The sequence below is a fragment of the Nitrospira sp. genome (genome assembly GCA_029194675.1).
Lineage (GTDB): Bacteria > Nitrospirota > Nitrospiria > Nitrospirales > Nitrospiraceae > Nitrospira_D.
The window spans coordinates 43,759-56,950 of sequence record JARFXP010000005.1 but is presented as its reverse complement, the minus strand read 5'-3'; the positions used below and the strand labels follow the sequence as shown (position 1 = coordinate 56,950).

Sequence of the window (13,192 nt, the reverse complement as noted above, 5' to 3'; positions counted from 1 at the left end):
TTGCCACCAATTAGAAGGAGATTCCTTGACAGGGGGGCCAACCTCGACGGCGCTGGAAGCGAGAGTCTATCCGAAGGCCCATGTCCTGAATCGGTTCATCGCGAAGTTAATTGATCTGTTCATTGTCGTCGCTGCCGACGAAGTCGCTCCTCCGGTCGGCTTTCTTTTCGGCTTGGCCTACATCTTGATTGCCGATGGGTTTGCGGGCGGAAAAAGTATCGGCAAACGGTTGGTCGGTCTGCAAACCATGCAATTGGATGGCCGGGATACGGCTGGCTTCCGAGAGTCGATCATCCGGAATCTTCCGCTGGGTGGCGCACAGATTGCGTATGCGGTCCCATACATTGGATGGCTCGTATCTCTTGCCATTTTAGCGTTTGAGAGTTTCTTGATCATTGGGAACGAGCAGGGTCGTCGGCTTGGCGATGAAGTAGCAAGGACTCAGGTGTTGGACGCCGGTCAACTTGCGGTCCCAGATTAGGTAAGTCGTACACGAAGCACACAAGCCGGGCGCTGGATCGCCAGGCCAATATGAAGGGAGAGACGCCGTGGGGTTCCCAGGAGATGTATTCGGTTGGTTCTCCGATGACCTGGCGATTGACTTAGGTACCGCAACCACGCTCGTGTATGTTCACGGGAAGGGGATCGTGCTGAACGAGCCCTCCGTCGTGGCCGTTGAAAAGAAGAGCGAAAAAGTGCTGGCCGTCGGAGCCGATGCGAAGAAAATGCTCGGTCGCACCCCGGGGAATATCGTCGCGATTCGGCCGATGAAGGAAGGTGTGATCGCCGACTTCGAGATGGCTGAGCAAATGCTGAAACATTTCATCCGGAAGGCCCACAATCGCAGCGCGTTTGTGCGGCCTCGCATCATCATCGGCGTGCCCTCCCGCATCACGCAGGTAGAGCAACGCGCCGTACGCGATTCAGCCGAATTGGCCGGGGCGCGAGAAGTGTATCTGATCGAAGAGCCCGTCGCCGCGGCCATAGGGTCCGGGTTGCCGATCACTGAGCCGTCGGGCAACATGGTCGTCGATGTGGGAGGCGGCACGACAGATATCGCCGTCATTTCGCTGGGCGGCATCGTGTACAGCGAGTCGGTCAAGGTCGCCGGTGATCGTATGGACGAAGCGATCATGAATTACATCAAGAAAAAGTATAATTTATTGATCGGCGAGCATATGGCGGAACGGATCAAGTTTGAAATCGGGTCTGCTTACCCGTTCGAGGAGCGGAAAACCATGATGATCAAGGGACGGGATTTGATTTCCGGCATTCCGCGCACGTTGGTCATCGATGACGCCGAGGTTCGTGAAGCGTTGCAAGAACCCATTGGAACGATCGTGAACGCGATCAAGATTGCATTGGAAAACACCCCGCCCGAGCTGGCAGGGGATATTATCGACCGCGGGATCGTGTTGACGGGGGGAGGGTCCCTCCTGAAAGGCATGGACACGCGATTCCGGGAAGAAACGAATCTGCCGATCATTACGGTGGACGATCCGCTGACCTCCGTGGTGTTGGGAGTCGGCAAGATTCTGGACGAGCTGGATCTCCTCCGAAAGGTATCGGTCATGTCTCAAGCGAACAACCTCCGGTAAGGTTCCATCCCTCATGCGGATGGTCAATTTTCGCGTACCGTACAGCGCGAGGCGTGGTGCCCTCTTCCTTGTCGTCATTCTCGTAGTCGGCTTCCTGCTTCTACCTGGCCAACTCCAAAGTGTATTTCAGGAGGTGGGCGGTCCCTTAGGATGGATTATCGGTTGGCCTCTCCAGGCCGTGGCCGGAATCCAGGATCGAATTGCCGGTGTCTGGGGACGATATGTGGCCCTCCAAGGGGTTGAAGAAGAAAATCAACAGTTGAGGAGAGAGCTGGACCTTCTCAAGGAACAAAACGGGCAGCTGCGAGAAGCTTCGGTGGCGACGGAGCGGCTCTCGGCACTGCTGGAGTTTAAGAAGCAGGTCCTTCCCACATCCGTGGCCGCCCAAGTGATCGGGCGCGATACCGGCAATTGGTACAAGACGATTATTCTGAACAAGGGGGCGTCCGACGGGCTTCAATCGGACCAAGGAGTGATCACTCCGGCAGGTGTGGTCGGTCGCGTCGTCAAGACCACGGCCTCAACCGCCGTCGTCCTACTCGTGACGGATCCCAGTAATGCGATTGCCGGATTAATCCAGCGCACCAGAGATGAGGGAATAGTCGAAGGGACGACGCAGGGACAGGCTCGGCTCAAGTACATCCCGTTGCTATCCAACGCGCGGCCGGGTGACCACGTCGTCACGTCAGGATTGGTGGAGGGGTTTCCCCGAGGTATACCGATCGGCACGATCATACGAATCGATAAGGAGGAGGAGGCGCTGTTCCAATCGGCGGAACTTTCTCCGGAGGTCGATCCGAATCGGGTCGAGGAAGTGCTGGTCATTCGGTCTCCCTCTATTCCGACCGAAGGGGAGCGTGTTGGCGTTTCGAAGCCCAAGCCATGAAAGCCCTCATCTATTCGACCGTGATCGTTGGTCTGGTGCCGATTCAGTCCGTTCTCCTGCCTCACATCAGCTTCTGGGGCGTCAGGCCGGATCTCGGTTTTGTGGCAGTGTGCTTGATCGGTCTCATAGCAGGAGAGCTTGATGGCTTGTTGATGGGGCTGGCGCTCGGATGGGCGATGAGCCTGTTCTCGGCGCAAGATCTGATTTCCGGCGTGGTCTTGAAGGGAACCGTGGGGTTCGTAGCAGGCCTCGCGGGCCGACAGGTGGTCTACCTGAGCCCTGTCGTCCTGGTGGCGGGACTGCTGGTGGTCTCCTGTTTGGCTGGGCTGGTTGCTCCGTTCGCTCTACAGCTCAGTGTGCAACAGGATTGGTGGTGGGCTGTCCGGACCGTGGTGCTGCCGCAAGCCTGTCTTGATGCGATGATCGGAGGACTGATCTACTGGATCATGTGGAGTCGTTGGAATATCGAGCAGTTGATGTCAGAGTCTCGAATGTAGGCGTTCAGCATGGTGACGGGGCATTCTTCGGAATCAGAATTCGGCGACCTTCATCGACGGCTCTTCATTCTCCGTGTGGGACTGTTGCTGGTGGTGGTGTTGCTCGGCCTGCGGCTCTGGCATCTTCAAATCCGCGAAGGGCCGTATTATCGAGATTTGTCGGAAAACAATCGTACCAGATTGGTGTTGCTCGAACCGGCACGTGGTCTGATCTATGACCGGCACGGTGTCCTTCTGGCGAATAACGTCCCGAGCTTCAGCCTCTACGTCACGCTTGAAGACGTGAAGGATCGCGAAGTCTTGATTCAGCAGCTGACTGCATTGCTCGGTCTCGACCCGACCATCGTGCGGAAAAAAATGACGGCCAAAGGCAGCAAGTTGCTTCCGCGCAAAATCAAAGACCACATGACGCTGCGCGATGCCACGCTGGTCGAATCCCATCGTCTCGACATGCCCGGGGTCATGATTCAGGTCGAGTCGCAGCGCAACTATCCAGGCGGTGCGACGGCGGCCCATCTCCTCGGCTATGTAGGAGAAATTTCAGCGGATCAGTTGGAGAAGCCCGAATTTATCGATCTCCATCAAGGCAGCATCGTGGGGCAATATGGTGTGGAAAAGTCCTATGATCGGCACGTGCGAGGAATGGCCGGTCAGAAGAGCGTGGAAGTCGATGCGCTCGGCCACGAGAAGAAAGCCTCGGTTGTCGAGAGGCCGCAAGCGGGAAACGACCTCTATCTCACCATCGATGTGCGGCTCCAAAAGGTCGCCGAAGATCTGCTGGGGCAAGAACAGGGCGCCATCGTTGCGCTGGATCCGAACAGCGGCGATATTCTGGCTATGGCCAGTCGTCCCGGGTTCGACCCGAACGTGCTGTCGCGAGAACTGACCGCGAAGCAATGGGTGGAAATCGTGCAAGACGAGGGGCGTCCGTTGAACAATCGTGCCTCACAGGGGCAGTATCCTCCCGGGTCAACCTTTAAGATCCCAATGGCTGTCGCCGCGTTGGAGACAAAAACCATGTCGCCTTCCAGCACCGTGTACTGTAATGGGGGGTACCAGTTCGGCAAGCGGCTGTATCATGACTGGAAAGCCGGCGGGCATGGGTACGTCAATCTACACAATGCATTGGTCCATTCCTGTGACGTGTACTTTTATACGATCGGTCAGCGGATGGGGATCGATGTGATTGCCGAGTTCGGGAAGGACTTCGGGCTTGGGAAAGCCACCGGAGTAGAATTACCGTCGGAACGAACCGGTATCATGCCATCAACCGCATGGAAGCAAAAAGCCAAGAACGAGCAGTGGTTGCCCGGTGAGACCATTTCGGCCGCCATCGGACAGGGGTATGTGACTGTGACGCCGTTACAAATGGCGAGTCTCGTCGGTACGGTCGCCAACGATGGAATCAACTACCGCCCTCGTCTGGTGCTGGCGGTCATGGATCGAACGTCGGGAAACCTTCAGGAGTTACCGGCCGTTCCGCGCGGAAAAATCAATGCAAAGCCGGAAACATTCCGCATCATCAAGGACGCGCTCGCCGACGTTGTCACAAAAGGAACTGCAACAAAGGCGAAATCTTCCATAGTGACGATCGGTGGAAAAACAGGCACGGCTCAAGTGGCGGCGCTCAGGACCGGACCGGAAGAAAACATTCCCAAAAAGTTCCGAGACCATGCGTGGTTCGTCGCTTTTGCGCCCGTGGAATCGCCGAAGATCGCCGTCGCCGTGCTCGCTGAGCATATGGGGCATGGTGGGGCCACCGCGGCTCCTCTTGCGAAAGAAGTCATTGAAACGTATCTGAAACTGACCCCTCAGGCGCCTGCCGTCACCTCGGATCTCACCAGTGTGAATGGGCCTGGGCGTTCATCGAAAGACTCATGATCGATCGATTGACCGAGCATCGAGGCCTCGATAGTTTCGATATCCGCTATGTCGCCTTGATCCTTGCCATCCTGGGGATCGGGGTGTTGTCCATTTATAGCGTCACGCGTGGGCAGCAGGGTGGGACAGCGCCGTATTATCTCAAGCAGTTGATATGGATCGGTCTCGGTGCGGCGGCTTTCCTCGTCATGTGGGCATCGGACTACCATCATCTCGCGCGGTTTGCCTATCCGGCCTACGTCTTTATCTTGCTGATGCTGCTCTTTGTGTTATTCGACGGGCGAACGAGCAAAGGGGCTCAGCGGTGGATCGCGTTGGGTCCATTCAGTTTCCAGCCGTCTGAATTCGCCAAGCTCATCCTCGTCTTGGTGTTGGCCCACTACTACTCAAAAGCCCCTCGTGTGGGGTGGCTGCAGCGTGTCATCGTTCCCGGACTCTTGGTGCTGCCCGGCCTCCTCCTTATCTTGAAGCAACCCGATTTGGGGAGTGGGCTCAGCTTTGTCGCGGTGTATGCCGCTATGCTCCTCATGGTGGGCGTTCGTTCGCAAGCCTTGGGATTTATCCTGCTCTTCTCGATCATGCTGTTTCCGTTTGCCTGGGAGGGCGTGTGGGGGTCCTTGCATGATTACCAGCGACAGCGCATTATGGCGTTCGTCGACCCCGATTACGACCCGGGAGGAAAGGGCTACCATGCGTTGCAATCGAAAATTGCGATTGGGTCGGGAGAACTGCTGGGGAAAGGGCTCTACGGCGGCACGCAGAGCCAGCTGAAGTTTTTGCCTGAGGGCCATACCGATTTTGTGTTCGCCGTTTTTGCGGAAGAATGGGGATTTCTCGGCGTGTTGGTCCTGTTGACGTTGTTTGTGACGTTGATGTGGTTGTCGCTGGAAATCGCGTCCAAAGCGAAGGATCAGCTTGGAGCGCTGCTTGCCGTAGGGATCGTGGCGATGTTGTGTTTCTGCATCGTGGTCAATATCGGCATGACGGCGGGGATGTTTCCGATCGTCGGCATTCCCTTGCCGCTGGTGAGCTATGGCGGAAGCGCCACGATTATGACCATGGCGGCATTGGGCTTGTTGTTGAACGTCAAGCGGAAGCGGTTAAGCCTGTTTTATTGAGCGATGACCGAACAGGCAGAACGCTCGGGATCCGTCGTTCGGAGAAGATCATAGGAAAGCCGGTGGAGCCGGAGTGCGGAGTGAGTGACGGACCTGGGCTTGGGCCCGCGTCCATCGCTCTCAACCGGCTCGCGTGGCCTGTAGATCAAAGGAGTCAATATGGGAAGTGAGATTGCGATAACCGTCGCGCGGGAGGAAACCCGTGTGGCCGTGCTTGACGGCGGAGTCGTCACCGATTTGTTCGGAGACCGCACGAAGCATAAAGATTTTGTCGGAAATATCTATAAGGGAAAGGTTGCCAAGGTGTTGCCGGGCATGCAGGCCGCGTTTGTGGACATCGGCTTGGAAAAAGCGGCGTTTATGCACGTTTCCGATCTGTTGGTGGATGCAGAGCCAGGCGATATGTTGGTTGAGGCTGAGGAAGACGAAAAGGATTCGGAGATGCTCCGGCCGAAGCGCCAAAGCGCGAAACCGATCGAACAGCTGCTGAGTGAGGGGCAGGAGCTGATGGTCCAGATTTCGAAGGGGCCGATCGGCACCAAGGGGTCGAGAGTGACGACCTATGTCTCACTTCCTGGGCGATACCTGGTCTTTATGCCCAACGTCGACCATATCGGTGTGTCTCGGCGGATTCCGCGGGATGAAGAACGGGCTAGACTGAAGGAGATCATGCGCCGGGTCAGGCGCCCCGGCTTCGGCTATATCGTGCGGACGGTCAGTGAAGGCGTCAAGGAAGACGAGTTAAAATCCGACGTCGACTTTCTGCACGTGCTCTGGCAAGACATTTTGACCAAGCGGGAACAAATGCCCCCTCCGGCGTTACTGCATTCTGATTTGAGCCTGAGCTTCCGTGTCGTGAGGGACTTGTTCGGTAAAAAGGTGGATCGACTGTGGATCGATTCGCGAGAGGAATACGAAGCCATTCGAGACTTCGTGCAGCGATTTTCTCCTGAGCAGACCTCGCGGATTCATTTCTACGATAAGGATGAGCCCTTGTTCGATCATCTGGGGGTGGAGCAGGAAATTGTGCGAGCAATGAGCCGGAAAGTCTGGCTCAAGTCGGGGGGCTATCTCGTGATCGATCATACCGAAGCGATGACGGTGATCGACGTCAATACGGGGCGCTTTGTTGGAAAACGAGATCAGGAAGAGACCATCTTACGCAACAACCTCGAGGCCGCCAAAGAGGTCGCCTACCAGCTGAAGCTGCGGGGAATCGGCGGCATCATCATTGTCGACTTCATCGATATGGAACGGGAGAAGAATCGGGAGAAGGTCTATCATGCGTTGGTGGACGCCATGGCGTCGGATAAGGCGAGGACGAGGATATCAAGGATTTCGGATCTCGGCTTGATTGAAATCTCCCGTGAGCGGGTGCGGGAGGACCTGTTACGTTCCCTGTCGGAACCGTGTCGCTACTGCGAAGGCCGTGGCTATACGAAGTCTCCCACGACCGTGGTATACGAAATTTTCCGCGAAATCCGACGGATTGAACCGTCTGCCGATCAGCAACGGATTATCGTGGGAGCCCATCCAATGGTGGCGGAATTGCTGCAAGACGAAGAACGCCACGGAGTGGAAGTATTGGAGCGAGACTGTTCGGCGAAAATCATCGTCACACCGGACAGTCAGTTGCATCTTGAGCAGTACGATCTGGTCGTGCTCTAGTCGAGTGCCGCCACGGCCGCCGCTCTTTGTCAGGGCGATGTTCTGCCCGGCGGACCCTCCTGCTGCTGAAACGAATTCCCCGCCGTGGATTGAGATCGCTCATGGATGAAGCCTCCTTGACTTCCTGGCTCACGCTCCAAGCGATCGACGGTGTCGGCGATCGCACCCTTCTTAAATTAGTTCACGCGTTTGGATCCCCCGATGCGGTGCTCGGCGCGACGATGGACGACTTGATCACTGCCGGTTGCAGTCCTGAATTGGCAGAATCCGTGCGGCGGGGGCTTGAGTCGAGTATCCGGCGGCAGATCGATCGCCAGGTGAAGATGGTTGAGCGCCTCAAGATCCAAACAGTCACCCTGTTTGATCGATCCTATCCAGCCCGACTCAAAACCATTCCTGATCCGCCGCCGTTGTTGTATGTGAGCGGGTGCTTCTCGCCGAGGGATGAAGTCGCGGTGGCGATAGTGGGTGGACGACGGGCGACTCCATCCGGGAGACTCATCACGGAGGAGATTGCGAAGGACCTGGCTGAATGTGGAGTGACGATCGTGAGCGGTCTGGCTCGGGGAATCGATGCAGCGGCGCATCGTGGAGCGCTGATGGGTAAAGGGCGAACGATTGCGGTTCTCGGTTGCGGCATCGATCGGACCTACCCGTTGGAACATCACACACTCCGGCGGAACATTGAATCGCGCGGCGCCGTTATCTCGGAGCTGCCGATCGGTGCTGCTCCCCAAAGTCATCACTTCCCGCGAAGGAATCGGATCATCAGCGGGCTTTCGTTGGGCGTGCTGGTCGGCGAAGCCGCGACCGACAGCGGCTCGTTGATCACGGCAAAACTGGCATTGGAGCAAGGTCGAGAGGTATTCGCCGTACCCGGTTCCCTCAAGGAAGAAGCCTGTCGAGGATCAAATCGTTTGATCAAAGAGGGAGCGAAACTGATCGAAGGAGCTCAAGACATTCTCGATGAGATTCTTCCGCAAGTCGATGCTCGGCAACGTGCCACACTGCATCTCGACAGCACGCTGGTAGAAGTGCCTGTACCGCTAGGGAAGGAAGAAACAGTGGTGTACGAAGCCCTGTCCTATGAAGCCCGATCCATTGATACGGTAATCGAGCGCACTGGGCTGAGCGCTGCGGAGGTGTCGGCGGTGTTGCTTTCATTGGAATTGAACGGTCGGATTCGCCAACTGCCGGGCCAGCAATACATCCGCCTATAGCTCAGCAAGACATCGCGTCCTGCGTCACCTGTCACTCGTCGATCGAGTGAGCATCGACGAGTCCTCAGCATGACGAACGGCTTCAATGTGTGTCGAATGAGGTGTGAGGAACAGAGCAAGGAACCCTTGTCGCCGTGGCACTTTCTTCTCTCCACCTCTGGTTTCCTACCAGCGTACTGATGGTTGCCGACTGCCATTCTAGTTGCACGAAGCTCCGATATTTGGTACGGATGATACAATTCTTGAGGGGTCGACGGAGTTGTTATGGGAAAATCGTTGATCATTGTTGAGTCGCCGACGAAGGCAAGGACCATCACCAAATATTTAGGACGTGGTTATACCGTGATGGCGTCGGTCGGCCACATCAAGGATCTACCGACCAGCAAGTTGGGGGTCGATCTCGAGAACGATTTCGAACCGCAGTATGTCACCATCAAGGGCAAGTCGAAGGTGTTGGCCGAGATCAAGAAGAAGGCTGAGGAAGCCGACAAGGTTTTTCTGGCGCCGGATCCGGATCGTGAAGGGGAAGCGATCGCCTGGCACATTGAGCAAGAACTGCTCGGCAAATCGAAGAAGAAAAGGAAAGATGGGAAGATCTTCCGGGTCCTCTTCAACGAAATCACGGAATCAGCCATCAAGCGCGCGCTTCAATCTCCGGGCGAGATTGATATGAAGCTCGTGAATGCCCAGCAGGCCCGCCGCGTGCTGGATCGCATCGTCGGGTACCAGGGCAGTCAGCTGCTCTGGAATAAGGTCCGGCGCGGGCTCAGCATGGGACGGGTACAGTCGGTAGCCATGCGACTGATTTGCGAGCGTGAAGCGGAGCGGGAAGCGTTTCGAGCCGAAGAGTATTGGTCGATTACCGCGTTGCTGGCCGGAGCCAACCCTCCGGCGTTTGAGGCCAAACTTCATAGTATCAATGACGAAGTGGCCTCGATTGAAAACGCTGAGCAAGCCGGCCGTATCGTCGGCGAGATTCAAGGGAAGACATTCGTCGTCCAATCGATCGAGCGCCGAGAAAAGAAACGGAATCCCGTCGCGCCATTCATCACGAGCCGTCTGCAGCAGGAAGCCTCGCGAAAGCTGCATTTTTCACCGAAGAAAACGATGACCCTCGCGCAGCAATTGTATGAAGGCATCGAAATCGGTGCCGAGGGTGCCACCGGTCTGATCACCTATATGAGAACCGACTCGCCGCGCATTTCCAACGAGGCGATGGCCGACGCGCGCGAGGTGATCCAGTCACGATTTGGGACGGACTATCTTCCCGGCGTGCCCAATGTCTATAAGACCTCGAAGGCGGCCCAGGAGGCGCACGAAGCGATCAGGCCGACGTCGGCAGCGCGCGACCCTGAATCGATCCGCCAGTATTTGGATCAGGACCAGTACAATCTTTACAAGCTGATTTGGAACCGATTCATCGCCTCACAGATGGTGCCGGCGATTTTGGATGTGACGCGGATCGATACGTCACCGATCGGAACACAAAGGAGATATATCTTCCGTTCGACCGGAACGGTCGTGAAGTTTCCCGGCCATACGATTGTGTACATGGAGGGCGTCGACAAAGAAGCGCTTTCACAGAAGCCGAAGGCCGATCAAGAGGCGGACGATGACGAGCGCCAGCTGCCGGCTCTGTCCGAAGGAGAACAATTGCAACTCGTCGAACAGGAAGGGCAGACGGTCCCGGGCATGTTATCAAAGCAACATTTCACCCAACCGCCACCACGATACAATGAAGCGCTCCTTATTAAGGAGCTGGAAGAAAAAGGTATCGGTCGACCCTCGACATATGCCGCCATTATTTCTACGATCCAGGACCGCAAGTACGTGGAAAAGAGCGAGGGACGCTTGGTTCCGACGGAGACCGGGAGAACGGTGAACGATTTCCTACTGAAGGGATTTCCCGAACTCATCAACGTCGACTTCACCTCACAGCTCGAAGAACAACTGGATGAGGTTGAAGAGGGGAACAAGCAGTGGGTCGCCGCGGTCCGTGATTTTTATATGCCGTTTACCAGGGAAATGGAACGAGCAAAGACGATCCCTGGTCCCAAAGACACGGTCGAACCGCCGACCAATATCCCCTGTGAGAAATGCGGGCGGATGATGGAGATCAAGTGGGGCCGGAATGGTAAGTTTCTCGCTTGTCCGGCCTACAAGGACGATCCGCCGTGCAAGAACACGCAAAACTTTGAAAAGCTTCCGGACGGGACCATCAAAATCGTACCCAAGCAGGAATTGACCACCGACCAGGTTTGCGACAAGTGTGGAAGCCCCATGGTGGTGAAGACCGGACGTTTCGGCAAGTTCATCGCCTGTTCAGGCTATCCCCAGTGTAAGACGACCAAGCCGATGGCGCTCGGCGTCAAATGTCCTCAACCAGATTGCGGAGGCGACCTTGTTCAGAAGCGGACGCGCAAAGGCCGCTCATTTTTCGCGTGCAGTAATTATCCAAAGTGTGAATTTGCCCTCTGGGATCGTCCTGTTCCGAAGGCCTGCCCAACCTGTCAGGCTCCGTTTCTCGTTGAAAAAGTCAGCAAGCAAGATGGCCGGAGCGTCCAATGCCGCAATCAAGATTGCGGCTACCGTGATGCAGGATGACGATCATGGCTGTTCCCGTTCAGTTTTTGGCGGTCCATCGATCACCATAACCATCCTTCACATAAACCAGTCGCATAGGGTTCTGCAGTACTCATGCACAGGCAGGTCCATGCCTGGCACCTTGTCGAAACCATTCACTACCGGAAGGCTGAGGGTGAGCTCATGACAGACCTGTCTAGGAGTTACACAGTGGCGGTCCTGATCTGTTTAAATTTGTCGTGGCTGTCGCCAGTTTTTGCAGAAGAACCATCCACTAGGATGACTGGCAATCAGACTGTCGGGATGGTAGTCGGAGGAATGCTGCCGGTGCGATTGACGGACGAGCAATCATCCAAGTTAAACGGAGTTGCGGTGCATCCCTCGTGGCAGATTGCGTTGACTGATCCGAGTGGCTCGGGGTGGTGGAGTGGCTCGATTGCATTGGGGGCCGAGTTGGCTGTGTTAGGGATCACGCAACCGACCGGCGCGTACGGTATTGGCTTCACGCCGAAGGTGGTCTATACGCTTGCTTCGTTCGGCCGGCTGAAGCCCTATTTCGAAGCCGGCGGTGGCCCGATCTGGACGAATTTTGATGGCCGCATTCCCGAACAGGGATCGGATTTCAATTTTCTAGTCTGGGCAGGTGGGGGCGCGATCTATGATTTGACTACACGATGGGCGCTGAACGTTGGAGTCCGTTTCAGCCACATCTCCAACGCCGGCACCGATTCTCCCAACGGTGGGGTCAATTACTTACTTCCGTTTGCCGGAGTGACCGCCAAGCTTTTCTGATGAAAAGTGATGGTTGAGCCTGATCGAAAAGGTCAGCAGACAAGACGGTCGGAACGTTCAAGGCCTCAATCAGGATCGTGGCTTTGGGAATGCTATATGGTCCGAGCTCTTCCATAGGCTCCGGACGAGCGGGGCAGGGGCATCGTCCGGGAGACGTTGCACAATTTTCCGTCCACGTGGGTGCACCGAAAAGCAGGTATCGGGTCGCGTTCTCTTATCACGGGTACCTCCTTGGGGAGACGGCGGGCGCATTCGGGTACTTACCGATGCCTCCGGGAGGCGCGGGTGCATAATTGGGATTGACGTGTTCCCAGACCCCGGCATGTTTCCCCTCCACCCCCCACCCTCGCACGTACAGCAGCGCCAGCACCGGCTCGGCCTGGAATCTCGTGGCTCCGGTCACTCGCCCGGCCACTGTCATCCGTCCCCACTCGCGATAGGTCTGAGGGAGTTTATTCTTCTCCACCATCACCCAATAGCATCCAGCTTCGAGGCTGCTCCGATCTGAGGGAAGTTGGGGCGCGTAATCCTGGTCCAATGGCCGATTTCTCAGGCGCAGCCAGAGGTACTGTTCGTTCGCTTCTTCTTCGATCAGGGTCCCACCCAGTAGCATCACCTTCCCGTCGTACCTCTCCGGATCGACCAGAAGATCCGTGAGCGTCGCGCCACGTTCAGACATCCATACGTAGTGGCGCGGAACTTTGGAACACCCTGCTGCCGCCAGCGTGAGGCTCGCAGCTAGAAGGAAACAGAAAGACCCTCGCTGGAGTCGGCCGCAAATAGTCATCGCTTGTCGTCCTTGGTTGATCGCACGAAACACCACGGAGACGGGGATGCGTCGGTCATGGTTACTGTTGGTACGCCGTCTGCTCGTTCGCTCTTGCTTCCCGCGCGCGGGAAGCAATGACCCGGACAGTCCTACAGGCGCTATTCGCGCATTATTAAGATT

Annotated in this window: 11 protein-coding genes; 10 read left to right on the top strand and 1 reads right to left on the bottom strand. The window is 56.5% G+C overall.

Annotated elements, in window-relative coordinates; genetic code table 11:
• The first annotated feature begins 25 nt into the window (after positions 1-25).
• The 10 genes from P0120_21060 to P0120_21015 all read left to right on the top strand — a co-directional run bounded on the left by P0120_21060 (position 26) and on the right by P0120_21015 (position 12,243).
• Positions 26-481, top strand: a complete 456-nt coding sequence (locus P0120_21060) for an RDD family protein (protein ID MDF0676801.1) — start codon at positions 26-28, stop codon at positions 479-481.
• 67 nt (positions 482-548) lie between these two features.
• The gene (locus P0120_21055) at positions 549-1,598 is read left to right on the top strand and encodes a rod shape-determining protein (GenBank protein MDF0676800.1); all 1,050 of its coding nucleotides are present in this window, start codon (positions 549-551) and stop codon (positions 1,596-1,598) included.
• Positions 1,599-1,611: 13 nt separating this feature from the next.
• On the top strand, positions 1,612-2,484 hold the full coding sequence (gene mreC / locus P0120_21050) for a rod shape-determining protein MreC (GenBank protein ID MDF0676799.1): 873 nt from the start codon (positions 1,612-1,614) through the stop codon (positions 2,482-2,484).
• A complete protein-coding gene (locus P0120_21045; GenBank protein MDF0676798.1) occupies positions 2,481-2,981 on the top strand; it encodes a hypothetical protein in 501 nt (166 codons plus the stop codon). Before mreC ends, P0120_21045 begins: the two co-directional genes overlap by 4 nt.
• Before the next feature lie 9 nt (positions 2,982-2,990).
• A complete protein-coding gene (gene mrdA / locus P0120_21040) occupies positions 2,991-4,862 on the top strand; it encodes a penicillin-binding protein 2 (GenBank protein MDF0676797.1) in 1,872 nt (623 codons plus the stop codon).
• Positions 4,859-5,980: a rod shape-determining protein RodA gene (rodA, locus tag P0120_21035; protein ID MDF0676796.1), complete on the top strand. Its 1,122-nt coding sequence runs from the start codon at positions 4,859-4,861 to the stop codon at positions 5,978-5,980. The genes mrdA and rodA overlap by 4 nt, the downstream gene beginning before the upstream one ends.
• 159 nt (positions 5,981-6,139) lie before the next feature.
• Entirely contained in the window at positions 6,140-7,648 is a 1,509-nt protein-coding gene (locus P0120_21030) for an Rne/Rng family ribonuclease (GenBank protein ID MDF0676795.1), read from the top strand.
• Between the two features lie 101 nt (positions 7,649-7,749).
• Positions 7,750-8,868 (top strand): DNA-processing protein DprA, encoded by a 1,119-nt coding sequence (dprA, locus tag P0120_21025; protein MDF0676794.1) that lies wholly within the window; start codon positions 7,750-7,752, stop codon positions 8,866-8,868.
• 264 nt (positions 8,869-9,132) lie between these two features.
• The gene (gene topA, locus P0120_21020; GenBank protein MDF0676793.1) at positions 9,133-11,472 is read left to right on the top strand and encodes a type I DNA topoisomerase; all 2,340 of its coding nucleotides are present in this window, start codon (positions 9,133-9,135) and stop codon (positions 11,470-11,472) included.
• Between the two features lie 162 nt (positions 11,473-11,634).
• Complete coding sequence (locus tag P0120_21015; GenBank protein MDF0676792.1) at positions 11,635-12,243, top strand: acyloxyacyl hydrolase; 609 nt, start codon at positions 11,635-11,637, stop codon at positions 12,241-12,243.
• Between the two features lie 217 nt (positions 12,244-12,460).
• Here the strand turns inward: P0120_21015 and P0120_21010 are convergent, their stop codons facing one another.
• Positions 12,461-13,030, bottom strand: coding sequence for a Slp family lipoprotein (locus P0120_21010; protein ID MDF0676791.1), 570 nt, complete (start codon positions 13,028-13,030; stop codon positions 12,461-12,463).
• Positions 13,031-13,192 lie beyond the last annotated feature (162 nt).